This is a genomic window from Spirosoma harenae (assembly GCF_054776975.1).
In genome coordinates this window covers 57279-83226 of sequence record NZ_BAAHBD010000031.1, presented here as the reverse complement: position 1 = coordinate 83226, position 25948 = coordinate 57279, and the positions used below count along the sequence as shown (strand labels likewise).

27 protein-coding genes and 1 pseudogene are annotated in these 25948 nt (G+C 45.6%); 15 read left to right on the top strand and 13 right to left on the bottom strand.

What is annotated here, in order from left to right:
- Positions 1-21: 21 nt before the first annotated feature.
- Positions 22-210 carry a hypothetical protein gene (locus ACYVE4_RS28045; protein ID WP_461043725.1) on the bottom strand — a complete coding sequence of 63 codons (189 nt, stop codon included), beginning with the start codon at positions 208-210 and terminating at the stop codon, positions 22-24.
- 186 nt (positions 211-396) lie between these two features.
- Here ACYVE4_RS28045 and ACYVE4_RS28040 point away from each other — a divergent pair.
- The 3 genes and pseudogenes from ACYVE4_RS28040 to ACYVE4_RS28030 all read left to right on the top strand — a co-directional run.
- A pseudogene (locus ACYVE4_RS28040) lies at positions 397-513 on the top strand (hypothetical protein); the annotation flags it as partial.
- 324 nt (positions 514-837) lie between these two features.
- Positions 838-1158 (top strand): hypothetical protein, encoded by a 321-nt coding sequence (locus ACYVE4_RS28035; RefSeq protein WP_461043724.1) that lies wholly within the window; start codon positions 838-840, stop codon positions 1156-1158.
- A 96-nt stretch (positions 1159-1254) separates the two neighbouring features.
- Positions 1255-1623: a hypothetical protein gene (locus tag ACYVE4_RS28030; RefSeq protein WP_461043723.1), complete on the top strand. Its 369-nt coding sequence runs from the start codon at positions 1255-1257 to the stop codon at positions 1621-1623.
- A gap of 1566 nt (positions 1624-3189) precedes the next feature.
- Here ACYVE4_RS28030 and ACYVE4_RS28025 read toward each other — a convergent pair.
- The 3 genes from ACYVE4_RS28025 to ACYVE4_RS28015 form a co-directional block, all read right to left on the bottom strand.
- Entirely contained in the window at positions 3190-3423 is a 234-nt protein-coding gene (locus tag ACYVE4_RS28025) for a hypothetical protein (protein ID WP_461043722.1), read from the bottom strand.
- Between the two features lie 63 nt (positions 3424-3486).
- Positions 3487-5106 (bottom strand): hypothetical protein, encoded by a 1620-nt coding sequence (locus ACYVE4_RS28020; RefSeq protein WP_461043721.1) that lies wholly within the window; start codon positions 5104-5106, stop codon positions 3487-3489.
- A gap of 165 nt (positions 5107-5271) precedes the next feature.
- The gene (locus ACYVE4_RS28015; RefSeq protein ID WP_461043720.1) at positions 5272-7233 is read right to left on the bottom strand and encodes a beta strand repeat-containing protein; all 1962 of its coding nucleotides are present in this window, start codon (positions 7231-7233) and stop codon (positions 5272-5274) included.
- Between the two features lie 719 nt (positions 7234-7952).
- Here ACYVE4_RS28015 and ACYVE4_RS28010 point away from each other — a divergent pair.
- From ACYVE4_RS28010 to ACYVE4_RS27975, 8 genes are all read left to right on the top strand, one after another.
- A complete protein-coding gene (locus tag ACYVE4_RS28010) occupies positions 7953-9134 on the top strand; it encodes a hypothetical protein (protein WP_461043719.1) in 1182 nt (393 codons plus the stop codon).
- A 316-nt stretch (positions 9135-9450) separates the two neighbouring features.
- Positions 9451-10500: an OmpA family protein gene (locus tag ACYVE4_RS28005; protein WP_461043718.1), complete on the top strand. Its 1050-nt coding sequence runs from the start codon at positions 9451-9453 to the stop codon at positions 10498-10500.
- A gap of 246 nt (positions 10501-10746) precedes the next feature.
- The gene (locus ACYVE4_RS28000; protein ID WP_461043717.1) at positions 10747-11607 is read left to right on the top strand and encodes a M23 family metallopeptidase; all 861 of its coding nucleotides are present in this window, start codon (positions 10747-10749) and stop codon (positions 11605-11607) included.
- Between the two features lie 34 nt (positions 11608-11641).
- Entirely contained in the window at positions 11642-11947 is a 306-nt protein-coding gene (locus ACYVE4_RS27995) for a hypothetical protein (RefSeq protein ID WP_461043716.1), read from the top strand.
- A 483-nt stretch (positions 11948-12430) separates the two neighbouring features.
- Complete coding sequence (locus ACYVE4_RS27990) at positions 12431-12721, top strand: helix-turn-helix domain-containing protein (protein ID WP_461043715.1); 291 nt, start codon at positions 12431-12433, stop codon at positions 12719-12721.
- Positions 12722-12738: 17 nt separating this feature from the next.
- Positions 12739-13056, top strand: coding sequence for a hypothetical protein (locus ACYVE4_RS27985; protein ID WP_461043714.1), 318 nt, complete (start codon positions 12739-12741; stop codon positions 13054-13056).
- 196 nt (positions 13057-13252) lie between these two features.
- Entirely contained in the window at positions 13253-13456 is a 204-nt protein-coding gene (locus tag ACYVE4_RS27980) for a hypothetical protein (RefSeq protein ID WP_461043713.1), read from the top strand.
- Positions 13457-13651: 195 nt separating this feature from the next.
- Positions 13652-13972, top strand: a complete 321-nt coding sequence (locus ACYVE4_RS27975) for a helix-turn-helix domain-containing protein (protein WP_461043712.1) — start codon at positions 13652-13654, stop codon at positions 13970-13972.
- A gap of 121 nt (positions 13973-14093) precedes the next feature.
- Here the strand turns inward: ACYVE4_RS27975 and ACYVE4_RS27970 are convergent, their stop codons facing one another.
- From ACYVE4_RS27970 to ACYVE4_RS27945, 6 genes are all read right to left on the bottom strand, one after another.
- Positions 14094-14399 (bottom strand): hypothetical protein, encoded by a 306-nt coding sequence (locus ACYVE4_RS27970; RefSeq protein ID WP_461043711.1) that lies wholly within the window; start codon positions 14397-14399, stop codon positions 14094-14096.
- Positions 14400-14452: 53 nt separating this feature from the next.
- On the bottom strand, positions 14453-14872 hold the full coding sequence (locus ACYVE4_RS27965) for a hypothetical protein (protein ID WP_461043710.1): 420 nt from the start codon (positions 14870-14872) through the stop codon (positions 14453-14455).
- The gene (locus ACYVE4_RS27960; protein WP_461043709.1) at positions 14866-15261 is read right to left on the bottom strand and encodes a hypothetical protein; all 396 of its coding nucleotides are present in this window, start codon (positions 15259-15261) and stop codon (positions 14866-14868) included. Before ACYVE4_RS27960 ends, ACYVE4_RS27965 begins: the two co-directional genes overlap by 7 nt.
- Positions 15254-15928 carry a hypothetical protein gene (locus ACYVE4_RS27955; protein WP_461043708.1) on the bottom strand — a complete coding sequence of 225 codons (675 nt, stop codon included), beginning with the start codon at positions 15926-15928 and terminating at the stop codon, positions 15254-15256. Before ACYVE4_RS27955 ends, ACYVE4_RS27960 begins: the two co-directional genes overlap by 8 nt.
- Complete coding sequence (locus tag ACYVE4_RS27950) at positions 15921-16316, bottom strand: hypothetical protein (RefSeq protein ID WP_461043707.1); 396 nt, start codon at positions 16314-16316, stop codon at positions 15921-15923. The genes ACYVE4_RS27955 and ACYVE4_RS27950 overlap by 8 nt, the downstream gene beginning before the upstream one ends.
- Positions 16317-16477: 161 nt before the next feature.
- On the bottom strand, positions 16478-16657 hold the full coding sequence (locus ACYVE4_RS27945; RefSeq protein ID WP_461043706.1) for a helix-turn-helix domain-containing protein: 180 nt from the start codon (positions 16655-16657) through the stop codon (positions 16478-16480).
- Between the two features lie 161 nt (positions 16658-16818).
- Here ACYVE4_RS27945 and ACYVE4_RS27940 point away from each other — a divergent pair, with 161 nt between their 5' ends.
- The 4 genes from ACYVE4_RS27940 (at position 16819) to ACYVE4_RS27925 (ending at position 20170) form a co-directional block, all read left to right on the top strand.
- Positions 16819-17307 carry a hypothetical protein gene (locus tag ACYVE4_RS27940; RefSeq protein ID WP_461043705.1) on the top strand — a complete coding sequence of 163 codons (489 nt, stop codon included), beginning with the start codon at positions 16819-16821 and terminating at the stop codon, positions 17305-17307.
- Positions 17308-17367: 60 nt separating this feature from the next.
- The gene (locus ACYVE4_RS27935) at positions 17368-18048 is read left to right on the top strand and encodes a YdcF family protein (protein ID WP_461043704.1); all 681 of its coding nucleotides are present in this window, start codon (positions 17368-17370) and stop codon (positions 18046-18048) included.
- Positions 18049-18427: 379 nt separating this feature from the next.
- Positions 18428-18832, top strand: coding sequence for a VOC family protein (locus ACYVE4_RS27930; RefSeq protein ID WP_461043703.1), 405 nt, complete (start codon positions 18428-18430; stop codon positions 18830-18832).
- A 987-nt stretch (positions 18833-19819) separates the two neighbouring features.
- Positions 19820-20170, top strand: coding sequence for a hypothetical protein (locus tag ACYVE4_RS27925; RefSeq protein ID WP_461043702.1), 351 nt, complete (start codon positions 19820-19822; stop codon positions 20168-20170).
- Between the two features lie 52 nt (positions 20171-20222).
- On the opposite strand, the gene ACYVE4_RS27920 is transcribed toward ACYVE4_RS27925, so the two are convergent.
- The 3 genes from ACYVE4_RS27920 to ACYVE4_RS27910 all read right to left on the bottom strand — a co-directional run bounded on the left by ACYVE4_RS27920 (position 20223) and on the right by ACYVE4_RS27910 (position 25945).
- Entirely contained in the window at positions 20223-24686 is a 4464-nt protein-coding gene (locus ACYVE4_RS27920; protein WP_461043701.1) for a tape measure protein, read from the bottom strand.
- A 61-nt stretch (positions 24687-24747) separates the two neighbouring features.
- Positions 24748-25440 (bottom strand): hypothetical protein, encoded by a 693-nt coding sequence (locus ACYVE4_RS27915; RefSeq protein WP_461043700.1) that lies wholly within the window; start codon positions 25438-25440, stop codon positions 24748-24750.
- Positions 25430-25945 (bottom strand): hypothetical protein, encoded by a 516-nt coding sequence (locus ACYVE4_RS27910; protein ID WP_461043699.1) that lies wholly within the window; start codon positions 25943-25945, stop codon positions 25430-25432. The genes ACYVE4_RS27915 and ACYVE4_RS27910 overlap by 11 nt, the downstream gene beginning before the upstream one ends.
- Between the last annotated feature and the right edge of the window lie 3 nt (positions 25946-25948).

Here is a 25948-nt window from a genome sequence, read left to right as displayed (position 1 = left end):
TAGGCACTGACGGCTCACCAGTTATTTACTGTGCCCCGATTTACTTCCTCCCGTTGAACCACCGGCACTGCTACTGCCTTTCGATGAGCTTTTGTGGGAGGTAGCACTACGGCTTCCTTTACTACCGTGGCCCGTGCCATTATCCTGATTACCGGTAATGCGTTGGCCTTCGTATTCTTTTTCAACTTTTTCTAGCGTTTTATCTGCCATGACGTTGGGTATTTAATGGATTATGATTTTGTTTTAGCTGGAAAACCGGAAGCTACCGAACGCTGTTTCAATCCCTTGTCTTATAACGAGGTTTTGGACCACATCGAACAACTGTCGCTGGGTGAGTTTATGGCGACCGGCGAGTTCTGGTTTCAATCCTTACAAAACTGGTAAAGCGAACTTCTATCTGTACTCTCGATTGTGGTTCTGTCGATTTTCTTATGGCAGAAGGGTTCACCAGAATCCAAACTGTACGTTGTCAACCAAAAGTGGACAGATGCGGCCGGGCTGCCGGAGCAGTGAAAAGAGAAGAGATCGGTACCGAGTATACGGGAGTCGAATCCAGAAAGAACACCCAGCGTGTAGAGCTGGCTGCCGCCATTGATCGGGCAAAACGTGAAGGGGCCGTACTTGTGATCGCAAAGCTAGCATACTTTACAGGAGAAATTTCAGAGTACTACTAAGAATTAAGCAGCGAATCCTTCTAAGTGGGTACATAGTTATATTTTTTTATTTATTCTAAACAAAAGAGTAGTCTATACGTCATTATAGGATGTACTTACAAACAGTGTTACTACTTGTTTTGAGGCATTTTTCCGTTCTATACATCCTATAAATAGTTTTTAAATGATTGAGTACCACCAGGCCATTCACTACGAATGGCTCTATCAGCGTTTACTACAGCGCTGGCTTTTGTTTCCTGCTCAGCATATTGTGGAGTTGGCCGCTGCCGAAAGCCAACATGACCAGCCAGCAACCGCTCAACTCCTGGAGCGTGTGCGGGCTAACCTACTCAGGCTTATTGAACACATCGGGCCCGGTCGAACATCCGGTCAGGGGCTGGCTTACTTTTACTCTGCGATCAGGGAGGTGGCTAGTTATTCAGGTGTTTGCCAACTGATTGCCGAAATCGATGAGTTAGCTAAACAGGAGGTTCGCTTAGACTAATTTTTCGTTAGCCGTAAGCTTGATCACTCCCTCTTCCAGGCCTTTGCCTGGCTTAAGCAACTGTGTTTACTGAAATCCATTCTATCTCCTAAAGCGGTGACCAAAGACGCCATTATTCAAGCAATTGATAAAACCAAGACCAAATTAAGTCAACTCGATCCCATTACTCCGGAAGCAACCAATCAGTTGCTAACTGATTTATTAGCCCTCTTGCAACAGCTCATCCTGATTACCCCAGCGGAGAGTCTGGTCGATAATAACCAGGTTAAAGAAGTAGACTATTATAAAAATGCCTGGCAGTCCTTAGCTCACACACAGGCCAATGAAGGCTACCAAGTGGCCTGGGCCTATGGGCAAGCTCACCAATTCAACGCAGCCAAAAAGAGACATCAGGAGCTGGAAAAGGCGTTCAGAGCCCTGATGGCTCAGGTGTATCTGGATACATTGATCGTGGGTCAACTGTAAGCTAACTCGAACCTGGGATCAGGTAAAGGCGTACCATTTAGTGCTTGTTTTATTGTACGGTAAGCAAAAGCCCCTGCCCTCACTGGTAAGGGGCTTAGCAGTTTCTAGCACATATATTGATTAGACGGTTTTGTTTAGACCCCACTTGCTGGTTATAGGTAACAAGAATCGCTGACTCTACTAGAATCAGCGATTTCTTCTAATCCATATATGTGATCCCAGGTTGTATAGGTAACCTGTGATGGGAACATTATAGGTCGTAAATGCCACAATTGGCGACTTATTGATTAAATGGTAGGTGAGGACTGAACCACTAAAAGCGCCATGACAGTAGCCCAGGCGTTTTCGTCGCACTTCTCCGGGACAGGGATTGCCCACGTTCAATCCCCACTCCTGGTTGTTAGTACAGTTTCAAAGTCAATTCTAATCTACTGAAGGGCCAGGATTTAGGGCGTCTAAGAAATACGAGCCGGTGCTTGGAACCTGGTCACTTTTGCCCGATAGGCTGGAATTAATAGCCAAATCTTTAGTCTATACTTTTGAAGTTTATCTGCTAAAGCCAATTTAGGTTTGTAGTAGCGATTCGGATGTGGGGACCATTAGCTTACTTTTCTAACTAAATGATAATCAGCATCAAAACAAGTGACTCCTTCAGCTTATATTCGTGGTTTAGTTACTAATCCCTATACAATGTGATGGACTATTTACCTACTAAGCAGCTGACTCCCCCCGAAAAGCCAGCCTTTGACAAGCTGCTTGTGACCTATCTTCAACAGGTTGGCCAGCGCTTTGAAGCCGATAAATCGGTTCAAGAGGCCGTAAAACACCTCCAAAAGCGGATAAGAAATTATCGTTGACCCAATCCTTAGGCCACAAAAAATACCCAGACAATAAGTCCAGGCATTTCCTTTATTCCCATATATGTACTCAGGTGTGAAACACCTCAACAAGGGTTCTTAGGACGTAAAATGCCTGAGTTAGTAACGGGTGAAACAGAAGATTTTTTGGGAACATAAAATCGTCAGCTCTAACAGACCTGACGATTAGAGCACGTAACCCCTAAAAGATTGATTCAATGGACAAAGCTATTTACTCTAAGTCAGCAAAAACGCCGACTCTGTCAGAAACGACATTTCTTCTACCAAACGAAAGGCAGACACTTGTCGTCTGTTCTAGCCTGATTACTGAACAAGTCAGCGGAGCTAGTAGCTAAACCGTTGAGGAAACGGGAACACTGGTTGGCTCAAAACACCATTGGTAGGCGACAAACAAATAGCCCCTCCCAGTGGGGCTGAGGCTATCTGTCACTTATCATATATGGGAATATAAGCGTAAGGTATTTAAACCCAATGACTAATCAAAAGAATACAAAAAAGCACTGACCCAAAGGCCAGCGCTTCCATATACCCATATATGTAATCCGAGGGTTAGTCGGACTATTTAGGTAACTAGACTATCCTAAAAATGTTATAAATACGCCTAATTTGTCCCCTATCCTGTCCGATAGTATACCAATGGTTTATCCGACATACTTTCCTCAGTTTGTTTGACTTCATTTAGTCAAGGTTAATTCAACGATACCTCAAACGAGGGCAGCGACTCATCCGGCTGGTAGTCGATCAGCATCAATAGAAAACGTAAGTCTACTTCTTTAGTGACTGGCTGAGAGAAACCCAGAAAATAGAACTGCCCCATATCCTCTACCAGACGCCCGGTGATACCCTTATAGTTGTAGGTATCGGATCGATCAGCAACCGCAGTAAAGCCCAGATAGAAAAGAAGTGCTGGCGTGATTTCCATACCTGAAGATAGGCAAGAAAAAAAGAATGTTTTCAGCCTGCACTTTGTATACTTTCTACTCGCTTACTTCTGTTTCAGGAGCTGGTAAAGCAGTCGTTCTAGTTCAGCCTGTTTTTGCTCAAGCGCCTGAATTTTCTGCTGGTCCTGCTGTTTTGTCCCCTGTAGTACAGCAATCTTCTTATCCTGTTGAATGCTGTACAGGGTCAATTCTTCGATCTTAGCCAGTAATTTAGCATCGGTTTGATGCAAATCATTGCCCTGCTTGACCATCTCTGTAGCCGAGGGAATACCTGGCAGGTGTTCGTGCTTAGCAATGTATTGCTCCACTTCGGAGAGTGGCTTGAGGCTATACCCTGGCTTGAACACATAGTCACTCCACTCACTAGTGTTTTTCACCGCTACCTTCACCCGCTCGGTGAGAATGCCCTGCTCCACCACTAACTTATAGCCAGCCGGGACACTTAGGCTTTTACCAATCACTACACTACCCGAGTTTGTGTTCTGCAACTGATCCCCCGAAACCGACCAAGAATCGGCTCCTACTCGCAGGGAACTGGTTGTACTGCCCAGGATCACGTTACCCGTTCCATCGACGGTGAGAAACTTAGTCACATTGAGTTGGCTGGCCGGTGAACTACTGGTTAGATCTTGTAGTCGTAAGCCAGATGTGTTAGCCGTGCCGGTGGTAATGTGCAGTTTAGTAGAGGGGGTAGTGGTACCGATGCCTACATTAACCTGATACCCTAAAATCAGTGCATTACTGATAGCGACCCGGCTATTAGCCCCAATGGCAATGGCGTTTGTAAGCCCATCGTCGGCTTGGCTGTTGTAGCCTATCAATACGTTATTATCGCTGCTCGTAATGGCCGTGCCGGATGCTGGGCCAATGATTGTATTGTTGTTACCTGTCGTATTATTCAACCCGGCAATGTTACCCACAAAGGTGTTATTACTGCCCGTGGTGTTGGCATTCCCTGCCGAACTGCCACTGAATGTATTCCGGCTGCCGGTGATGTTGGCATTCCCCGCATAAGCACCCGTAAACGTATTGAGAAATCCTGTGGTGTTACGGTAGCCAGCAAAATAGCCGGTGAACACATTATTGGTAGCGGTTGTATTGGCATAGCCCGCATAAGCGCCACTAAACGTATTATAATGACCACTGGTGTTACTGTAGCCTGCCATATGACCAGTAAACACACTATTATCACCACTGGTATTTTTGTAGCCTGCCATATGACCAGTAAATACATTTTCATACCCTGTGGCATTGGTATAGCCCGTCAGGTACCCCGTAAACACATTGCCAGACCCGCCCGTATTGGCATAGCCCGTCTGGTAGCCGGTAAACACATTGTTACTACCAGTCGTGTTGCTCAGACCGGCGGCTCGGCCTAGAAATGTATTGTTATTGCCCGAAGTGGTATACTCACCAGCATCTACTCCGTAGAAGCTGTTATTGGTGCCCGATGAAAGTGAAATGCCTGCATTGTAGCCCGTGACCGTGTTACGATTGCCTGTAATATGGCCGCTGGCTCCGGCACCTGGTCCTACCAGCGTATTAAAGGTGCCATAAACAGCCGTACTGGTATTGTTAGGTGAGTTGACCACATAGTTACCTTGCGCCAGCAGTAAGCTAGGAAGACACAAGAGCGAGCAGGCGAAGATGGAAAGGTTAGTCATAAAGGAGAGGAGTAATGAGTAAAGAAGTTTAAGCTAATTGACTCAATATCAGTGAACCAACCAATGGCTTAATGGTATTTTAATGGGTGTTTTGAGCAAACGGCAAACAAAAACGCCCTGAGCACAAGTCAAGGCGTCTATCCGTTTAGGTGCATCTAGGCGATCTTATTTCTTTTCCAGCAGTTGCTTGACGAGCTGTTTGAGCTCATCGATCTGTTTCTGTTGCTGCTCTGCTTTCTTATCCTGCTCAATACTGTATAGGGTTAATTCCTCTACTTTCTCCAATAGAGTAGCATTCATTTTTACAAGATCTACGCCTTCTCTTACTACCTGCTTCGCTGAGGGAACGCCCGGCAAATGACCATGCTGACCAATGTAAGTAGCAACTGATGGTAGTGAACGCAGTTGATAGGTTGGTGAAAACACTTTATCGCTCCATTCATTGGGGTTGTTGATTCGTAATTGGTAGCGGGCTTTGACGACTTCTCCCTTGTCAGTAACGGTTAGAAATTGATCCGTAGTTCGGCTGGTTGGACTAGCAATAGTCAGGTTGGTTAAACTTAAGCCGCTGGTATTCGGGGCTTCACTGACCACTTCTAAGCGGTTGGTTGGAGCTGAGGTGCCAATACCGACGTTGACCTGACGCCCTAGAATCATGGCATTACTTGCCGCAACATGTGAGTTAGCTCCAATAGCGATCGCATTTTGAAGGCCATCCTCAGCTTGACTATTGTAACCCATCAGCACGTTGTCATTGCTGTTGGTAATAGCGGTGCCGGAGGCAGGGCCAATGATGATGTTATTGCTACCCGTCGTATTGTTGGCCCCGGCCTGAAACCCGTAAAACGTGTTATAATTACCCGAACTATTACTGAAGCCCGTGCTGCTACCCACAAACGTATTGCCAGTGCCCTTGTCATTGCTGTAGCCCACCTGTCCACCCACAAACGTATTGTTTGATCCGGTCGTATTACTGATACCAGCGGTAGATCCCGTAAAGGTGTTGGACTGACCGGTCGTGTTTAAATAACCGGCCTGATTGCCCAGGAACGAATTATTCCCTCCTGTTGAGTTATAATACCCTGCCTGAAAACCAAGAAATGAATTATTGCTTCCGATTGAATTAGAATAGCCCGCTTTTGAGCCAATAAATACACTCCCATTGGTGGTGTTTTTAAAGCCAGCTGAGTCACCCAGCATCACATTAAAGCTACCCGTGGTGTTAAGATGTGAGGAGCGGCTACCGATAGCAACGTTTCCATAGCCATATCGATTCCCGTATCCGGCAGCCAGCCCCATAAACGTGTTATCACCCCCTTTATAACTACTATAACCCGCGTCATCACCCATATAGGTGTTGTTATTTCCCGTTAGGTTTTGGTAGCCAGCCCAGCGACCGACAAAGGTATTATCATGACCCGTTGAGTTGACCTCGCCCGCTTCGTCCCCTAAGAAGGTGTTACTCGTACCCGTCGTGTTCTGGTGCCCCGCCCGGTAGCCGACAAAGACATTCAACAGGCCAATGGTGTTATACTGGCCCGCAAGGCCTCCTACGAAGACATTACCATAACCGCTCGTGTTCGTATAGCCTACTTTTGAGCCCACAAACACATTATAAGAGTCCGAGGTGTTAACCCCAGCCGAATCGCCAATGACGACGTTATGATGCCCAGTCTTATTGGCGTAAAAGGCGTTAATACCAATAGCCACATTGGAATAACCGACCGTATTCTGAACAGCGGTTCCATAGCCAATAAAGCAATTATAGGCGCCTGTCTGGTTGAAAAAACCGGCCGAATTACCGATGAAGGTATTCTGTTTGCCCGTTGTATTGGAAAAGCCCGCAACATAGCCTAGAAAACTATTTGAATTGCCCGTCGTTGTTTTGTAGCCTGCATAGTAGCCCAGAAAGCTATTTTCGGTACCTGTATTAGAATAGCCTGCCGAATAGCCCACCAGCACATTATTGTTGGATGTGCTGGTGGTCGAGTAGCCCGCTAGTGGTCCTACCAACGTATTGTAAGTGCCAGGGGTGGGCGAGTTCGCTGAATTGGCTACATAATTGGTCTGAGCCAGTCCTGTGCTCGCCAGTAACCATCCCCAAAGCAGCGGATAAAGATGTTTCATGAGTAAGAAAGCTGGAAAAGAATGCGCCAAAGATGCGTTATGTTCAAGAGATTACCAATCGGATAAACATATGATGTAAACTCTTAAGTCCACAACAAAAACGCTGGCCCTAATTAGAGCCAGCGTTTTGTAGGTACTCAGCACAATACAGTATTAATTCAACCGTCTAACATGATTGTGATGCTCAGCTGAGAAAGCGATTTAACATTATAAAAGAATTGTATGGGTGAGTCATTAACGCGTGGCTTGGATAATGGTACGTATTTGCCGAATTTCACTCAGAAGCGTACTTAAACTGGAATCCTCGTTCGGTAACTGCCCAGACTATTTTATGAACGAGGCTGTAGAGCCCCAGCTTGGCTCGCTATCCACTGCGAGTGCATGGACTCTACCAGCCAGAGGGAAAAGTAGCCCTGGTCCTGGTATAGAGGTGCGCTGGCTCGAGAAGTGCACCCTGCCGGCTGATCCGCGTACTGTTTAGAGGGCTCTAGCGTACGAAATGGTGTATGATTTGTTGTACCAGAGTCCGAAATATTCAGGCTAAATGCTGTTTCGGTAACCCCAAATCCTTTCTCACCATTGCAATGGTGAGATCAACTAGGGTATATATCCCATTTGAAATTTATCTCATTTATCCTAGTTTTCGATTGTAATGTGCATTGATCAGCTTTGCTTACAACACCACTATTCCTACTAAAAAAATCAGTTCATAAAAACCTGTGAAACAGTTTACTATATTCTGCCTACTACTTTGCTACACCCAAGTGAGTGAAGCGCAGAACAGGCTTGACAGAAATCTAATTATTACTACCCCTATTTACAACGACGCTTTTGGCAGCATCAATCCATCAGCGGAAATAACAATCAGCAACTATTTAAAAGGCAAAAGTTTGTCTGACTTAGTCAACGCGGTAATTATTGACCGAACAGATATCAATATGAGAGATTTTGCGTTGCCTTTAGGAGTTTTTACTAACGTAAATCCTATTTCATTCCAGCAGGGAATGAAGGACATGTGGAGTTACAAAAAGAGAAATTACCTGGCAAGAGACCCAAACCTGCAAATCGACATCGATACAGTTGCGGCTAGAGCGGATCAGGCTGTTTCGGCTTACCTGACAACGATGGATTTGAACACCTATCGGGATAAGGTGTTGAAACCAGCCATAGACTCCCTACGGGTGTATCATCAGCAGCTACAACCGAAATACAGTCCCGATCGGAGGTTATTCATGGATATCATTGTTGAGCAGCTTTCGGCCAATATGTTATTATGCTATAACATCCATGAAATGTTGCCACCCTGGTATTTTTCAAAAGAAACGGGTAGAGTAGCCGTTAACCCGATCTTTAAAATATATTATTTTGATCGGATTTTACAAGAAGCTGGCTGCGAGTTTATCAGTTATTTCCCAGCTAGAAATGATACTCAACTTAGCTTCGGCCCTTATCAATTTACCAATACCGCGCTAGAGGGCATTTGGCATAACAAACGATTATCGAACTCGTTCAGGGTTTTTACCACTACTAAAGAACTGAAAACGACTGAACAACACGCGCTGGCAGCCGTGCTGTTGGCCTACCACAACTGGGAAATGTTATCCATGAGTCTCAAGAATGCGAACTTGCTCACTAGCTTCAATGAACAATTTCAATTTGCCAATTTCGATATGCAGCGCAATTTGCGGATTTTCATGGCGGGCATAACAGCTTGTATGCATCATATGCCTGCTCCTGCCCGACGGATTTTCGTAAATCGTATGGGCAACAACGGCAATTTATCCAGTATGCACATGGACTGGATTAAGAAAGAAGATGATGCTCAGTTATATAAAGTCTATCATTCGTCGGCTGAAGTGTACTTATTTCTAAAGGTGTATGACAAGTTATTCAGCAAATAAGAAGTGTTTCCCCGAAGCTGGTGTCTTTTCAGACTGTAATCTTCAATTGCCCTTTAACTGCTGGCGGCTAGCTGTTCGTGTTAAAATTCAGCCATTGTTTGGTTGAGTGACTAGATTGTAGGACAAAGGAAATTTATTTTTCAGAGACTGTTACTTTAACCTTTAGTCGGGAATATAAACACAGGTAAGCTACTCTTATCTGGCAGGGGAACGCCCGGTTAGTACAATCTACATGGATGGGGTGGATTCCAATTGACAAACTAAACGCTTGCGCTCAGAATTCAGAAACCATCAATTTTATTTAACTGCGGTGTTTATGAAGACAGTTCTAACTATAGTTGTATCCTTTTACACCACATTATGCTTTGCCCAACGACCCGCTGGGGAACTGCTTGATTTATCAGGTGAATGGATTGGTTATAACTATCAGTGTCCACCCGGTACAGTTCATACCGAAAGGGTGTACATCTACCATGATAAGAAGACGAATAGAGTTTCAGCCAGGAAAATAACAGGTGACGACTGCGTTAAAGCTGGCTCGGTTACATTTACGGCCAACTATGATGGCCTCTCAAAAGCAATGTCTATTGTATGGCGGTTGGGAAGCCCAGATAACCCAAGTTCAACTTCTGCTGAAGGAATGCTACTCATTGATGACGTAAACAATATACGTGATGCGAATAGTGAAGGGGTTCGTTTCGTAAGATTGGTATCCCGAAAAAAGGAAATAGTAACTCAGTCTGTTGTTCAAGGAAGCGTACTGAACAAGCAAACGCTTCAACCTGTCAGGGCCTCGTTAACGGTCGTTGGTGATAAATCTCCCATGCAGTCAATTCCTACCTCCACCAGAGGGCAATATGAATATGAAGCTCCGCTTGATGATGTTAGTAATATAGTCATTCAAGCGGATGGGTATGAACCCTTAAGAGAGACGTTCAATATTAATAAGGCTACTTTAACTAAAAACTTTTTTCTCACGCCCATGATAGACGTTGTTCCGCCAGTGGCAGAACCAATTGCTTTTCCGAAACCTAATGAGCCCATTGTATTAAAAAACGTACTTTTTGAGTTATCCACGGCAACGCTTCTACCCGAATCGTTTCCAGCGTTAAATAGTCTGGCAGATATAATGGGGGGTAAGCCAGCAATTAATATTCGGTTAGAAGGCCATACGGACCGGATCGGAGACCCAGCCAAGAATTTGACACTATCGAAGGCCAGGGTTTTAGCCGTAAAACGCTACCTGATTCAAAAAGGCATTGGTGAGAATCGCATCACAACGAAAGGGTACGGCGATACAAAAACGATTTGTACTCCTCCCTGTGAAGCCAACAGACGCGTTGAATTTGTCGTGACAGAGCAATAGTTCTTCGTACAGGTGGCGCTGGTGGAGGCAATACCGGTTTAACTGTAGCCCACAGTATTATGTAATCATGGTTATTGAAATTAGAACAATCGTTTAGCCAGGTCTTCTATCTCTACGTGTACTTCAGATGCTCAGCTTTTATTAAGTGGCCGTTTATAGATTACGGATAGATAAGTCAGACTGACAACACTCAATAGGAGAATTGAGTTGTGTGTGGAGAAATGTATTATCTTCTTTCGATCAGCTATGCATCCATTCTTACGCTTACTCACTCTAACCAGTATCTGGTTGTTTATTCTGCCTGCCCTGGCTCAATCCAGGAAAGCCCCGGCTAGCGCTAAATCGGTCCAGATCGCTCAGGGCGAAGTCGCTCGCTGGGCGGGTAATTGTCTTCGATGCAGCTTCGAAAAACGAGCCTGGCCTGCCGTCAACGGGACTTGCTACTATCCGGTGGATATGGAGATGAAACCCGGCCAGTATACCATCTCCCGCCGTACGACAGGCGGTAAATTGGAAACGGCTACGCTGACTGTTACCGAAAAGCCTTGTGCGCAGGAAGATATTACCAATTTCCCCAAGAAGGAGTATGTCAATGTATCACCACAAAACCAAACCCGGGCCGCTAACGAATTGAAGCTCATCAATCCGTTGATTAGCTATCACGCTACGGTACGCCCCGCTGTTTTTGATTTACCGGTAGGTAAGCCTGCTGATCCGTTGCCAAAAGGAGAAGGTAATTTTGGAGCCTGTCGCACCTTCAACGGCCAGCCACGTGATCGGCACACAGGGCAGGACTATCCGGTTGAAACGGGCAAGTCAGTGCTCAGTGTAGGTAATGGGCGGGTACTACTAGCTGCCAATCATTTTTACAGTGGCAATTCAGTCTACATTGATCATGGCAACGGACTAATCAGCGAATACTTTCATTTAAAAAGCTATGTAGTCAAGCCCAATCAAACCGTGACGAAAGGGCAACAGATTGGCACGGTTGGTCAAACGGGCCGGGTAACAGGTCCCCATCTGCACTTTGGGGTTCGTTGGCATGGGGCTTGTATCAATCCTGGCTTTGTGTTGATTGATCCGTCGGATATGGCCCAGGTGAATTAATAAATCTATAGTCTTCTCAAGCTGACACTTACCTATGGAAAACGATCAGATTATACAGAAAATCCTTTTGGAGACGACTGCATTGATGCCGTTAAAAGTAGATAATGAAGACGTTGTGCAGTACAAATTCAAGCATATTAAAGCTCTGGTTTCAGACTTGCATAGCTTAGTTACTGAAGATAACGAGAAATATCTGAAAGCGTTTAACCTCATGCAGGCTGCCATCAATGAGGAATATAAACACTTTGTTGTGGCCGCCAGCTACGATGAAAAAGAACAGGCACTGATTCAACTCAAACATAAAGCGGCTGAGGTGAGTGGGATGTTACAGGCCGGATAGCGAGGGACTGTGCCCCACGGTACCCTTGTGAGTACTTTGCTCAGAAGCTGTTTTACACAGACTATGCTGTCTGCCTTGTTACTTGCCTAATCCTAGCCCGAACCTCACAAGTTAAGCGTATTCAGCTGCTAGTCAGGAGCTTGAATAAACGTAACAAACAAAGCCCCTGCCATCGCTGGTTAGGGGCTTTTCATTTGTGGAAGAAGCTTGAGAACAATCATTAGACGAACGACCCAGTATTGGTCACAAAAAAATGCCCCAACCAGCAGTCAGGGCATTTTCAGCTTCTATCCACACCATATGATGACCGTAGGCATCAAATTCAGTTATAACCTAGCGAAAGAGAAGCACTGGTGCAATTCACTTTATCTAACGGCCGTAACTCTTTCTGCTGCTGAATTAATTCATGCTATTGCTTTGCTGGTAATACGACAATAGGTTTCATAGTCCGTTTAGAGTTAGTAAAACCAACTAACACATATTATGGATTCTTTCCTGCAAGCTTTGGCTGAACTACCCGCTTTACTCATACGACTATCAGTGCAACTTGAAGCGAATAGTAAAGCTTTACAGGCAGCAAATGAGTTATTAGACAACCAGCGCTATGACGAGGCACAGGCAGCTAAATTTCTAGGAGTAAAGCCTAAAACTATGTACCACTATCGGCAGGGGGGCTGGATCAGTTACGAAAAAGTGGGTAGACGCGTCACGTATCTGCTAAAAGATTTAAATGATTTCAAAGCCAAAGGGCGCATTGAGCGACGCAACAATTAGTTCACTAATTAAACCTTATGAGCTTATTTCGAGAGTCAAACAAATCACGCACACTTATTGCCTTGGATAAGGCCATCATCCAAGAACTACTGATTGCCTTACAAGCCGCAACAAAGGAACTGGATCTTTCTAAAAAGCGTGAAGAAACACTAGAACAGGAACTAAATCGAAACAAGTTGCTAACTGAGCAACAGGCGCAGGAGTATTTACAAAGTGATCCGGAAACAATTCGTTATTACCGAACGTTGGGATTAGACTCAATTAAGATCGGTAAGGATCGCTGGTACGTCAAAGTCGTAGTCGACGATGGAGTCCGGCTGAGTCAATCGGTATAAAAGCACAAAATGATAGTGTCTTGGCTCAATCTTCTAACATGGTTGTGACACTTGGTTCACAAGAGTTTAGTTTACTACTTTTCCCCAGTGAATTCGAGTAAACTAAACTCTTCCATTGTACAGATGTTTCAAAAATTCAAGACTTGGGGCGTTATTGATTGGCAAAAAGCCTTTTATATAATCACCCACTATCACAATGATACAAGTTCCTACTTACGAAGAATTTGAAGCCCTGAAAGTGGAACTAGACGAGGTGAAGGAAACACTTCGCTATCTGATTGCCAGTCAACCCGACTTTCTGATCATCAATCAGGCGGCTAAAGCCCTGAACGTATCTAGAGCGACGGATTACAGTTTAACCAAACGAGGCAAGTTAACTCCCTTGCTACCAGAACAGTAAACCTTTATTTGACGTAGCCGCTATTCGAGCCTACATCGAGTCAACCCACGTTAGTCCGCAATCAGCTAATAACTAAATTATAGCCGCTCATCGTTCAGCATAAGAATATGCTGTTTTAGCACATTTGTTTAATGCCCTGTAAAAAGTTTAGTTTAGTAATATTCTCTAGTAAATTCTAGTAAACTAAACTTTTTTATGGAAAATCCATTTGAAATCATTCAGCAGGAAATCCGGCATCTACAGGGGCTGGTAAGTCAACTACTGGCAAGGCCAGTCAGTGTGCGGGATGAACCTGAACTACCTATTTTTATGGAAGTAGCCGAAAAGATACTTGGTGTTTCCCAAAGCACAATCTATAAGCATATTAAAGATATTCCTCATTACAAGCGCAACGGAAAGCTTTATTTCTTCCAGTCGGAACTCCTTGCTTACATACGAGGAGAACTCCCACAATCTGAGCCGAAAACCGTGATCCACAAACGGGCCAAACCCGGCCCAAAGCCTAAAATAGCCTAGCTATATTGAACCAAATTAAGCCACTCTTAACTGCTCTTCCAAAAGTTTAGTTTACTCAAATTCTCTAGAGAATCTGAGTAAACTAAACTTTCTACGAACCAGTCCTGATACCTTTACTTGATCAAAAATGGGACAGAAAACGCTCTAACTCACCGGGGTAAACCCGGTAATCGCCGTTGGTGATTTCTTTGTGCTTGAGAAAAACTAATCGCCCCTTACGGTCATACACGCCTTCACGAATCCATTTACGAACAGTATCTGCCTTGTAGCCCGTACGCTCGGCCACTTGAGCTACAGTGAATAAGCGGTTTCTTAGTCCGGCCTGGCCTTCCAGTTCGTTTAGTCGCTCAATTAATGGTGCAAGGACCCGGCTCATGGCCGCTTCTAAATCTTCGGGACTGCATGTATAGACGGTTTGAACGTGCATGGTCATTAGGGGCTAGTTTTAAATTGGTGAAAATACTAGCCCCTAACCATCATTTAAGTAGCTTCTACTTTACTTCCCCTATTATTTTCGTGTTCGCAGAATTGGTCAGGCTTCCAGGGCTTAAGCGTGCTACAATCGATTTTGGCAAATGCGCCAACTGGCTTTTGTAGTTGATCGCCGATTAGATGCGAAATGGAGCCCTGATAAGCTATGATCCCTAAGTCCTCGAACGATTTGTTGAGGTACATTCGGATATAAAGGTACTGCCGTTCTATATCCTCTCCCCATACCATATGGGGGCTGGTTATTATGAGCTGATCAGTACTACCATCCACATACCAGAGTGTTACATATAAAACCTGCCTTGAATCGGGTTCTCGCTTAAAATAGAACTTGTCGTGACGTTTTAAGGGGGCAGTTTCGATTACTGGAGCTATCTTAGTTTTGCGTTTTGCTAGTGTATGTTTTACCATGAGTAAGGGCAGAATTTGTTCATCTTGGCGTAGTCTTTGACTACCCGATTTACCGTCCATATCCGCTTAATTTGGGCCAGCGGAATCGACCAATCTGCTATCGACTCGTTTAGTCGATCACAGTTATACGTGAGCGTAAGCGTTTGACCGTCCTCGCTCTTCAAAATGCCGACTCGATAGGAAACGCTCTTTCGCCGAGCAATCCGACATTCGACGACTAGCAAATCGCCAACTTCGGCAGGTCTTTTGCGGCCTATTGAATTGCAGTACAACTCATAGCCACGCCACATTAAATGGGCTAACGAATCGCAACTGACAATGAAGATTTTGAGGTCTACTGACTTGAAATAATGGCCGCTGATGAGTGGTGTCTGAATCGGCTTACTCATAGTCCCCAAAGAGTTTTTCGCCGACCACAAAGCCAAAGGATAGCATTCGGACAACATCCGACCAGGGAATCACAAGGTCTGTATAGTCGGGATTTTCGCGTCTAAGTGTGAACGTCTCTTCCGTCACCTCAACTATACGTCCTACCGTTTCAGCGTCGTAATCACTGTAGCGATAAACCCAAACAATCCGCTTCGTTTTTTTCCACTCTTCGGGCTTTAGTCCCCAATACGCTATTCCTGTTTCTTTTGGTAGAAAAGGGGCCATACTATCTGTTCTGAGCGACATTACCCCGCCATAAGGCGCTTGAACTAAGCTGAGACAATTATCCTCATTGCTGATCTCATAGCCATTCGGTAATAGCAGCGGATTGGATATGATCAATTGCTCAATAAAAAGCGTTGCTACCTTGATTGCCCAAATACGCGCTTTTGTGATCTCATCAGGCAAATCGAAAGAGCCTGTTTTGTACGGGCAAAGTGTATCTAACAGATTGTTAACTGCTTCTAACTCTAACGGGAATCGTGGATTTTTGGCTAGACTTTCGCTGAGCCGTTCCAGGTAAGAGTATTCCTCCTGATAAGTATAATAGGGCAGATCGGGCGAGGGAACACAAATAACCGGCCTATGCTTTTTGGCTTGAGGTGTTTTTTCTACCTGGTTAGACATGGCTCACCTCCTTTCCTTGTAACACCTCTAGTAAGTATTCATAAGCCAGATACGCTTCTTTCAGCTCGACGAGAAACGACACTAAATCAAGTACCTGACGCAGGTTCTTTTTGGTTGTGCGATCATCGATAGTGGTATGTTCGGCAAAAGTCCACGCTGTAAGTAGATCATTGATTAGCGGTACCGGACTCGATGTTTCCGAGTAGTTGTGAAGCAACTCGAACAAATCATTTTGGGCTTTCTGCAGATTGGCTTTCGGATCGCAGCAGTCGAATTGCCGATTATCCGGTAGAGGGGGGATTTGGCCGCTGTTTTGGGCCGTTTGTGGATTTTGAGGCTGCTCTGTTGCATAGTTGCCCCTACCCACGTAGTTTTGCTCCGTGATCATTTTAACTAACGGTTATTTTGTTCACATAGCCCCAACGCTGCGACCCTCGACAAGTTTCAGGCGCTGGGGTTCTCTATGTTTAATAGGTGACAATCACCTACATTCATTTGCAATAATAAAAACAATGGGACAAACTTATCCCATTTGAAGGTAAATTTTTTTTATATCTCAAATTCAATAACCAATTTACCTCCCATTGCCTTGGCTACCCGCTCCAAGGTTTCGACAGTTGGTGAGTTTTTGCGATTCTCCAACTTTGTAACAGCAGAAACAGAAACGCCCAGCCGTTCACCTAATTCCTTTTGGGTTAAACCCGCTTTTAATCGTGCTTCTTTGATCATCTGTGCAATATTTAGAGTTTGGTCGGACACTTCGCAGTATGAATAAGCTGCGTAAAGATATTCGCTGTAAGACAAAAGCCAAGCAATGACTCATTTAACGTTAGTAAAGATTATATAACAGTAACCTGTTGACTCGTTAAGTGCTGAACTTTAGCTTCGTCATGCATAATTCATTACCCAGCGCCATCAATCTTCTCGGTATGAAATCAGCTTTTCTCTTTCAAATAATGCTCATCTGCTTTAGCCTGGCAGCCTGTACCAGCAATGACCAACCTAAGCCAACTGATACAAATCTGGAAGGTAAGTGGTTTGGTGATTACGATACGCAACAAGTCGGCGCCTGCCAATGGAATGGACAGCCCCTAACAGCTGCTGCCACGTTTCAGGTGATGAATAACTCGGTGACGGCGACCGTTAATTACATTGCCGGTCAAAGCAGCGTGCCTGTTCAATTCACAGGCACGCTGAATGGCAACAAAGTCAACCTCAGCCAAGTCAATAATGCGGCCTGCGATGGCGTGCCACGCACCTATACAAATCGCTTTGAGGGGTCGATCAATGGCAACACCTTAACACTAGTGAGCCAGGATACCGTTTGCCCAGCACAAAGCTGTATATTCCGGCGGACGCTAAAATTAATTCACCAATAGAAGCTTCCGATGGGCTATTAAGCTCACACCGCCGGGAGCACAGATACATCCACAAAACTAATGCGCACTACATTGAACACAATGGCCGAGTCAACCTATCTGTCGGCTCTTACCCTCTGGAACTATCATCACCTGAACCATTCCCTGAACAAATCGGACGCCATTTTAGTCCTTTGTAGTCATGATCTCCGGGTAGCCCAACGAGCAGCCGAGTTATTCTTAAACGGGTGGGCACACTTATTAATCTTCTCTGGTGGACTGGGCGTGATCACTAAACACATGTGGTCAGAGCCTGAAGCTGACCTGTTCGCGCGAATTGCGTTGGAGATGGGCGTTCCTGCCCAGCAGATTCTGATTGAAAACCGATCCAGCAATACAGGAGAAAATGTGTTGTTTACTAAACAACTTCTTGAAGAGCGCCAACTGGAATTAGAGCGTTTCATCGTGGTCCAAAAGCCTTATATGGAACGGCGAAGTTTTGCCACTTTCAAAAAAGTGTGGCCTCAAAAAGAGGTGATCGTGACCTCACCCCAGGATTCATTTGATGAGTATCTAAGTCAATATACTAATCCGGCTCTAACCCCGGATGATGTAATCAGTATCATGGTGGGTGATTTGCAACGAATCCAGCTTTATCCTCAGAAGGGATTTCAGATCCCGCAATTCATTCCGGCTGATGTATGGGCGGCCTATGAAGCGTTGATCCAGGCAGGCTATGACCGTCATTTAGCTTCTAGCTAGACATCTTCTTGACATTCTCGCTGTTAACCACCATCACCCACCCGTCCCGATCAGACTTTATCTTCAGCTTGCCTCTAGGCGTCCAGTCAATAACCGTCGCTTTTTAGGGTTACGGGCATAGCCTCGTACATAAGGAGTGACTAAAACACGGTCGTTGGGTGAGATAACAGTGTTCATAATACATTAACACCCACAGACGGCAAGCCGTTGGCAGACCTCACACCTAGTATCAATTTTTTCAACCTACACTATAGGTACAACAAGGACATTTGTCTCATAAAATAACCCAAATGGCTTTCCCCGCCAAATTCGCTACTGACATAGGGCTGTCAGTCACTGCATTTTACTTTGTAGTACTCAAACCAAATGCAGTGATACGATGAATTTTGTTTCAGTTCGAATAATTACCCACGATATCAAACCCCTTGTTCAGTTCTATCAGCAGATCACAGGTATAGCTGTAACCCAGTTCACTGATGATTTTGCTGAACTGCGCACCGCTTCGACGACCTTAGCCATTGGCAGTACCCGAACATTGCAACTCTTCGGAGGGGGGCACATTGCTCAAGCCGCTAACAACCATTCTGCTATTATTGAATTTCGCGTGGAAGATGTGGATGCTCAGTATCAACGGCTAGCCGATTTGCTTGGCGATCGTATTGTTCAAAAACCGACGACAATGCCCTGGGGCAACCGTTCACTATTGTTCCGTGACCCGGATGGCAATCTGGTTAATTTCTTTACGCCAGTTACGGCAGAAGCACTTAAGAAGTTTGACAGCTAGCTTGATGGGTCAACAAAAACAAAACCCTCATCAGTGGGCGAGGGTCTGTCTGCAACTTGATCTTTACTAAATGGAGTGGTTAATGAAACGAAGCCCGGCTTTGTGTGGAGCCGGGCTCTTTAATTACACTTAATAATTGTAATAGTTGTGATGAATTGATGTGATCGGACAATCGGTATTCATTGGATCAAAGTCAAGTTACGGTACTCCTTTTTCAGTTTCAGTTCAAGTTACAGGCGGTACTCTGTTTCAAGTTCAATTCAAGTTACGGGGCACATCTTTTCAAGTAGTTCAAGTTACGCTGGCACTGGTTTATTAAAGTCAAGTTACGGTACGCTTCCTCTTAATTTCGTTCAAGTTACGGTTGGTACTAAATCTCTTTCGGCCGATTCAGTGAGTCAAAATTAGCAGTTGCTTCTCAACTTGCTATTACGAATACTGTTCAACAAATTTCGAAATCAGCAGAAGACATAAGCCATTGACATATAAATATTTACCTTAAAATAAAAAACAAGAATTATAGAAATTGTTACGATGATTTTCAGTTTTGTTACCGGGTATTTGATGCCGTCGACGTATAGAGACGGATCATATATCGGCTTGATCGATCAAGTGCAATGAAGTAGTATGTAGAAAGTGCAATGGCCCTGTAGTTATGAGCAAGAAAACTTTTCAGCTATCTCTTTTTTTATAGTGTCAGATGTGTCAGATTTAAACACAGCTTCCTCTTTTTTTTATAGCGTCGGATTTGTCGGATTGCAGGAGACTATGACCTTCTATAATCAGCACCCAATCTCTTTTTTATAGGTGTTGGATTTACTTCGTGGTGGATGAAGAGAAAACGGCCAATAAACACGGCTAAAGCTGCTTTGTATGAACCTACTGAAGCGCGGCTTCGCGAAGGTTAGATATACAATAATTATCGAGACAAATGTCCTTAAATAACAGATAAATGTCTAAATTGTATCTACATTCCTTCTGACTACAATGGCTGCTTCTGATTATTTTTCCCACCTGCTAAACGATATAAAACGGTACATTTTTGGTCCTACTCCCCAACCACAATCTACTACTGTTCCCGAGCAGCCAGCTAACCCATACGTAAACAACGACGGAGAAGCCAACATTCCGGCGGTTCTGGAATGGTATAAGAAGATACTAGCCGATGTCAGCAATGGTCAGAACCTGGACGAACACGAGTACCACTTAATGGAAAATATCAAGATTCTGGATGAAAAGATCTATGTTGCCCAGTCCAAAGGTGAAGCGTTTAATGCGCTTGAGGACCTCAGAAATGAACTGTACCATCTAGTGTACGATATTAAAGAACAACAATAAAAAAGGTACCCAGTCGCCTGAATACCTTTCTATTGCTTCCTACCACAACTACCTAAAATACACCTAGTGCCCGTAAAGTTGCCGGGAAATCTTCCAGGTTCCGTAAGCGCCGATCCATATTGCTGAGCAGTTCATTGGTTTGCTTTATCATAGCGGTATTGCGATCGATGTTGCTCAAGAAAACGTTCGAATTGCGAATGCCGGCATTAATATCAGCCTGCTGAATACGCATTGCATTAAATTGACCCATCAACGCACTCCCGGTTGTTTCGGATAATGTCTGATACGCCCGGCCGCCCTGCGTGGATAAGCTAGCGGCAGGATTCAATTTAGAGCTTTTCAGCACATCAAACCCGGACTGACTGGCTGCGTCCTTAAACTGCTGAAGCCATTTGTTGTACTCTGCCATGGCACCCTGCGAGTTTTGGGTGAAGCGCTGAAAATCATCCAGTACATTTCCATCACCACCACCTGCCACATTGAGCGAGTTGGTCAGATCGGCTTCGAGTGTATCAAATAGCGATTTGAACGCTTTCGAGAAGAGGATTTTAGTAACCATGTCTTCCAAAATAGCGCTCACTGAACTGGAGAAGGCCTGCGCTGCGTCAGTACCATCTTCAAAGGCTCCCACCAGACTATCCCTGAGCTTATCGCCCAACGATCCGGCCAGCGTTGCCACCATATCCTTGATGGCCTGCCTAGCTTCCTCCATTTGTTTCTGCCATTCAATTGTAGATTGAAGTAGATCCCTGGTTGAATCATCGACGAGTCCCTGATCGATCAATGTTTGGGCGAGGGCTGTATTCAATTCGTCAACACCATCTTTCGACTTCTTGATGATATCGGGATAGGTAGCCAGCAAAGAACCGAACTCATCGGCTTTCTTTTTGGACCCTCCGAACAACGTCGCAATTCCGCCGACGATTCCGCCAATGGCTGCACCAACTGCCGTTCCAATGACGGGCGCAATTAAGGTACCAATAGCCGCCCCCGCTGCGGCTCCTGAGCCAATGATGTTTAGACCGCTACCTTTATCGTCAACCGTTTGCAGGCCTGTTTTTGCCCGACCGGCGGCTAATTTTCGTAAGTTGTCCTGATACCTGGCCTGGGCTTTATCGAACTTCTCGTAATTATCTTTCAGTTCGCCCAGATAATCTTTGACAAAGACGTTTTCCTTGCTTTTAGTCCGAAGGCCAATTTGTTCATTCAGAAGCAAATTATACTGCTGCTGGCTGTTAATCATCGAGCGGTAGTATTCCTCTTCCTTCTGTTTGCGCTGCTCAGCGGCTTTGCTTACCGAGTTGTAAATACTGACCAGTCCCTGAATAGCAATTCCGTAGAGATTTGCTTTTGAGGTGCTCTTGTCGAAGGCCTGATTGATTAGATCCACATTCGACGCGAAGCTGACCAGAATATCCCCCACAACACCGGCTTCCCCGCCTACTTGTGACAGTGCCTGACCGAACTGAAGCACGATTCCGGTGTATTTATTGACAAACGCCTGTAAACCGGATTTACCTTTATCAGCGGCCTGTTTCTCTAAATCCTGAAGCTGTTTGAGAGCTTTCAGATACGCCTGACTGGTTTTACCCGCTGTTGTTTCCGCTACGGCAACAGCCTCCCTTTGGCGCTGAATGGCAATTTGATTTGCCTTTTCCCCCTCCTCAAGGATTACCTTCTGCGTGTTTCGGTAAGCCTGGGTCTCTTCGAACTTACGTTGCTTGAAGTCCTCGAATTCCTGCTGCTCTTTGTCGTTAATATCGGCCAGCGCGGTATCGTAAGCCTCGGTCCGTTTGCCGTTATACAGCTTATCCAGGCCTAACCGTAGATCGTTGTACTTACGACGGATAGCCAATTCCTGTTCGCCTGAGCTGGCCGAGTTAATCAGAAACTGCGTTGCCTGATCTTTTAGTTGCCGCTCGACATTGACAATATCCTGAGCAACGGCTTCTTTCTTTTTCGTATAGTCAGCCGACAAAGGACTAACCACGTTGTTTAGTTCAGCCTGCCTGGCCTTGAGCACACTCAGGTAATCAGCCAGACTTTTTGATTCAACCTGCGCTTTTTGAAGCCCCTGCGTAAACACATCGATAGCGGATTTCTTTTGGGTGAAATCGTCCCGGCGAGTGATCAGCCCGCCTAAGTTTTTGGCCTCGGTATCGCTTAGTGTACCTGCCTTCTGTTTGGTTTCCAGCTTGGCAATCTGGGCGTTCAGGTAGTCCAGGTACGAATCTCCATTCTTACGCAAGTCAGCAAACTGATTATCAGCCGATGTTTTGCCGTAGTTCTCAATAAACTTTGTGTACAGGGCATAGAGCCTTTGTTTTTCGTCAAGTTCCTCTTCGAAGCTACGAGTGGCTGTTGCCTTACGAACCTCCTCCAGTTGGGTCTGCGCGTTGAGGATTGTAGCCTTTTGTTTTTCAATGGCTGCAACATCTGTTTTAGGCGTTTTCGAAAGTGCCTCTTCTGCCAGCTTAACCACATTCTCCCAGTAACTGATCGATCCATATGGGCCAACCTTTTCGGCGGCTTTCTGGGCCTGGGTTCGTTTACCGAGTGCGTAATTAATTTCAGCATCCAGCTTTTCTAACTGGGCTTTGGTCTGACTGCCTAACGCCGAACTGCCTATTTTTTCCTGAACCGCTTTTTGCAGGGCTTTCAGGTCATTCTCGGTTTTGGCGTAGTTTTTGGTTAACCGAAGGGATGCCGCATCGTCCGCCTTCTCTAGCCGCTCTAAAAACGTCGGACCCTGAGCGGGAGCGCTATTGAGTTTAGCTAGTTCAGCTTTATGCTTGATCAGGTCATCTTCGACGATTTTGTAAGCCTCATCTGTATCCTTAAGTTGACGTAACCTGGCCTCATCTTGGGCAATAGCCGCTTCCAATGCCTGCTTACTACCCTCGGCTAATCCCTCGCCAATCGAACGCTCAACGGCTTCGGTCGTTTTACGGGCATCCGCTTCGGCCTTAATGGCCTTAGACAGCTCAACTCGTTTACTGGCAATTTTCTGAGAAAGAGCAACCGTAATCGCTGAGGAGCCTTGTCCTGGCTTCACTTTGCCAGCTTGAGCGAGTAGTTCGTTGAGTTCTTTTTGAATCTGGGTTGCTTTTTCGCCTGCTTCTAACTCCTGTTTGAACGCACCCCCGAAGGCTTCTTGCCCTGCTTCTAACTTGATTTTTTGTTTCAGCGAAGCCAGGTATTCATTAAGCGTAGCCGTCAGATCGGCGGTTTTGGCTTGCTGGAAACTTAGCCCATTAATGATCTTCGGAGAAATCTCATTGAGTTGGTTGTAGGCCCGTAATCGGGTGCTTTCGGCAATGTTCTGATTCTTCAACGTACTAATCAGACTCACTACCTCAGCTTTCTGGGTAGCGAATCGATCGCTGGTTGTTTTGGCTATACCAGCTAACAGTTCCTGAGCCGTTTTGACCTCTTCTACTTCATCTTTAAACACCAGATACGACGTAACCAGGGCAGCAATGGCCGTTCCAATTAACACAATAGGATTAATACGCATGACCCCGTTAAGTGCTGCCTGGGCGCGGGTTAATAGGGCTGTCGAAGCGGCTGCCTTGGTTTGGGAGATGGTTAGAAAACCAGTAGCATTAGCGGCCTGAGCTTGCGCAATAGCTTGCGCTGCGGTAATCGCGAAATTGGATTTCTGGGCAATGCCATATAAAACAGTAGCGGCCTTTGCGCCCCCATAAGCCCCGGCGAGTACCTTGAGTGTGTCGACTACCTCCTGATAATGCTCTACTACTTCGGTAGCGACAGAGAACACATCAGCGGCCAAACCTTCGTTCTTTTTGCCGATATCATTCAGCATTTTTTCGTATGCGTCACCTAGCCTTTCCTTAAGAGCATTTAAGGACTTCGATTGAGCATCGAGCGTTCCAGCGAATAAGCCACTACCCGTAGTCAGGCTTTTCAGGGCTTTTTTCACCTGGGGGAAACCAACGCGCCCTTCCTCAACTAGCTTGCGAACGCTCTCCTCTGATACGGAGAACTGCTTTGCTAATTCGGAAATCAAGGGAATTCCGGAAGAAACGAATTGGTTAAGATCAGATGCGAATAAGCGCCCCTGCGTTTTCGTAGTACCGTAGAGGTAGATAAGCCGCTCGAGCGGTAGGTTTAGCACCGCCGATACGTTGCCTAGTGTCTTCAGGATCGGGATCAGGTCTTTAGCGGCAAAGCCGTAAGCCAGAAGTTGCTTTGCGCCTGTAGCTGTTTCTTTGACGCTGAACGGGGTTTCCCCTGCGTACTGGACAACCTGCCTGAGTAGGTCGTTTGCCAGTGCCTTATTTTTCAACATCGTGGTCATGGAAATCTCCAACTGTTGGAATTCTGACCTCACCTTGAGAATCTGCTGAGGCAGGTCTGAAAGTCCACTAAAGGCGAACGCGCCAACGGCTAATTGGCCTAGCCTGCGGAATGAATCGTCAATCAGCTTGGTTTCCCGAATTGCCGTACCGGAAAGCCCGATGATTCGATTTTCCATGGCTCGAAGAGAGCTCATAAACGGGCGATCGTTAATCAGGGCATCAAAGGATAAAGGTCCATTGGTTGTATTCATCGTCTTATTGATAGTCTTTGTTAATCCGTTTCATTATCTCCAGCATATTCTCTTCTGTTAGCTCTTCTGTGGTTCCTTCCTGCTTAGCCTCAGCTACGTCATAGCTTGGGGCATCGAGTAACATTCGTTGCAGGATGGGCCACCGGATACCCCAGAGTAGATACTCATAGCTCCAGTGAAAGTGCGCGCAAATGGCTCCTCTTGATCCGTAGGGACTTTTTGGGCCAAGAGTACGGGATTTTGCCTTGCCGGATTTGGCCTCGTTAGCGTCCGCAGAGACCTGGTAGAGTTGATAAAAGTCCGTTAGACTGCTACTGCGGTTAATGATGAGTGTTAGCGTAAAGAGCGAAGAGGGGTTGCTGTGCCAGCGGAAATACCAGGCGAATAGAGTAGTCAACCACTTGATTTGCCACTTCCCATTCAGGGCCGCAATAGCCATGATTCGGGCGCACCGTCTAGCGTGCCTACTAGCTAGCCGTTTACTCTCCTGAAGCGGATTAGCCCTCATTCGCTCCTGGGAAAGGGTCAGGTTGATAAATTCCCGGCTGAGGTGATCTAGTGTTCCCAGGTATGGCTGCTGAATCCGGAAGGTTCGCCTGGGCGTTTTAAACTCGATACCATGCTCAGTCAAGGTATCGAGTTCGCTCATCTCAGCCGCTAGCGCATCAAACGGAATCGGTTCATTGCTATTCTTCATGGGTAGTTGGCTGAGTGGTTCGGTAAGCGGCTGATAGGAGCCGAACTGCAGAAATAAAATCGCCAAAGTTGCTGATCTGAGAAACCATCATCGTTAGGTAAATCAGATCGGAGGGTGACAACCGCCAGAGCAGGTAACGAGACAGCAGGGGGGCAAACAGGAAGATATTCACCCAACCGTTCAGGATCGCAATAGCAATCACCCTGGCGCATTTTTTTGCGCTTTCACGGGTCAGTCGTTTGCTTTCCAAAAGGGGGTTAGCGTCCAGATCCTCATCGGAGTACACCATCTCACAGCCGACGTTGCATATTTTTTCAAGCGTACCTAAGAAGGGTTGCTTGATGGTAAATGTGCGTTCGGGCTTACCGAAGAATCGAAGCAGACTCTTCTTGGGAATGCTGAAGGTTAACCCATTTTGAATGAGTGTATGCAGTTCAGGGGTTTCAGTTTGCGTTGTATCGATCAATGATTCAGGATCGATAGCTGAGGCTTCTTTCTTGTTCATAAA

What these genes read in the sequence shown, in the direction of transcription:
- ACYVE4_RS28045 (WP_461043725.1), bottom strand. Translation starts at nt 210, where the DNA reads ATGGCAGATAAAACGCTAGAAAAAGTTGAAAAAGAATACGAAGGCCAA.
- ACYVE4_RS28035 (WP_461043724.1), top strand. Translation starts at nt 838, where the DNA reads ATGATTGAGTACCACCAGGCCATTCACTACGAATGGCTCTATCAGCGT.
- ACYVE4_RS28025 (WP_461043722.1), bottom strand. Translation starts at nt 3,423, where the DNA reads ATGGAAATCACGCCAGCACTTCTTTTCTATCTGGGCTTTACTGCGGTT.
- ACYVE4_RS28020 (WP_461043721.1), bottom strand. Translation starts at nt 5,106, where the DNA reads ATGACTAACCTTTCCATCTTCGCCTGCTCGCTCTTGTGTCTTCCTAGC.
- ACYVE4_RS28015 (WP_461043720.1), bottom strand. Translation starts at nt 7,233, where the DNA reads ATGAAACATCTTTATCCGCTGCTTTGGGGATGGTTACTGGCGAGCACA.
- ACYVE4_RS28005 (WP_461043718.1), top strand. Translation starts at nt 9,451, where the DNA reads ATGAAGACAGTTCTAACTATAGTTGTATCCTTTTACACCACATTATGC.
- ACYVE4_RS28000 (WP_461043717.1), top strand. Translation starts at nt 10,747, where the DNA reads ATGCATCCATTCTTACGCTTACTCACTCTAACCAGTATCTGGTTGTTT.
- ACYVE4_RS27995 (WP_461043716.1), top strand. Translation starts at nt 11,642, where the DNA reads ATGGAAAACGATCAGATTATACAGAAAATCCTTTTGGAGACGACTGCA.
- ACYVE4_RS27990 (WP_461043715.1), top strand. Translation starts at nt 12,431, where the DNA reads ATGGATTCTTTCCTGCAAGCTTTGGCTGAACTACCCGCTTTACTCATA.
- ACYVE4_RS27985 (WP_461043714.1), top strand. Translation starts at nt 12,739, where the DNA reads ATGAGCTTATTTCGAGAGTCAAACAAATCACGCACACTTATTGCCTTG.
- ACYVE4_RS27980 (WP_461043713.1), top strand. Translation starts at nt 13,253, where the DNA reads ATGATACAAGTTCCTACTTACGAAGAATTTGAAGCCCTGAAAGTGGAA.
- ACYVE4_RS27975 (WP_461043712.1), top strand. Translation starts at nt 13,652, where the DNA reads ATGGAAAATCCATTTGAAATCATTCAGCAGGAAATCCGGCATCTACAG.
- ACYVE4_RS27970 (WP_461043711.1), bottom strand. Translation starts at nt 14,399, where the DNA reads ATGCACGTTCAAACCGTCTATACATGCAGTCCCGAAGATTTAGAAGCG.
- ACYVE4_RS27965 (WP_461043710.1), bottom strand. Translation starts at nt 14,872, where the DNA reads ATGGTAAAACATACACTAGCAAAACGCAAAACTAAGATAGCTCCAGTA.
- ACYVE4_RS27960 (WP_461043709.1), bottom strand. Translation starts at nt 15,261, where the DNA reads ATGAGTAAGCCGATTCAGACACCACTCATCAGCGGCCATTATTTCAAG.
- ACYVE4_RS27955 (WP_461043708.1), bottom strand. Translation starts at nt 15,928, where the DNA reads ATGTCTAACCAGGTAGAAAAAACACCTCAAGCCAAAAAGCATAGGCCG.
- ACYVE4_RS27950 (WP_461043707.1), bottom strand. Translation starts at nt 16,316, where the DNA reads ATGATCACGGAGCAAAACTACGTGGGTAGGGGCAACTATGCAACAGAG.
- ACYVE4_RS27945 (WP_461043706.1), bottom strand. Translation starts at nt 16,657, where the DNA reads ATGATCAAAGAAGCACGATTAAAAGCGGGTTTAACCCAAAAGGAATTA.
- ACYVE4_RS27940 (WP_461043705.1), top strand. Translation starts at nt 16,819, where the DNA reads ATGCATAATTCATTACCCAGCGCCATCAATCTTCTCGGTATGAAATCA.
- ACYVE4_RS27935 (WP_461043704.1), top strand. Translation starts at nt 17,368, where the DNA reads ATGCGCACTACATTGAACACAATGGCCGAGTCAACCTATCTGTCGGCT.
- ACYVE4_RS27930 (WP_461043703.1), top strand. Translation starts at nt 18,428, where the DNA reads ATGAATTTTGTTTCAGTTCGAATAATTACCCACGATATCAAACCCCTT.
- ACYVE4_RS27925 (WP_461043702.1), top strand. Translation starts at nt 19,820, where the DNA reads ATGGCTGCTTCTGATTATTTTTCCCACCTGCTAAACGATATAAAACGG.
- ACYVE4_RS27920 (WP_461043701.1), bottom strand. Translation starts at nt 24,686, where the DNA reads ATGAGCTCTCTTCGAGCCATGGAAAATCGAATCATCGGGCTTTCCGGT.
- ACYVE4_RS27915 (WP_461043700.1), bottom strand. Translation starts at nt 25,440, where the DNA reads ATGAAGAATAGCAATGAACCGATTCCGTTTGATGCGCTAGCGGCTGAG.
- ACYVE4_RS27910 (WP_461043699.1), bottom strand. Translation starts at nt 25,945, where the DNA reads ATGAACAAGAAAGAAGCCTCAGCTATCGATCCTGAATCATTGATCGAT.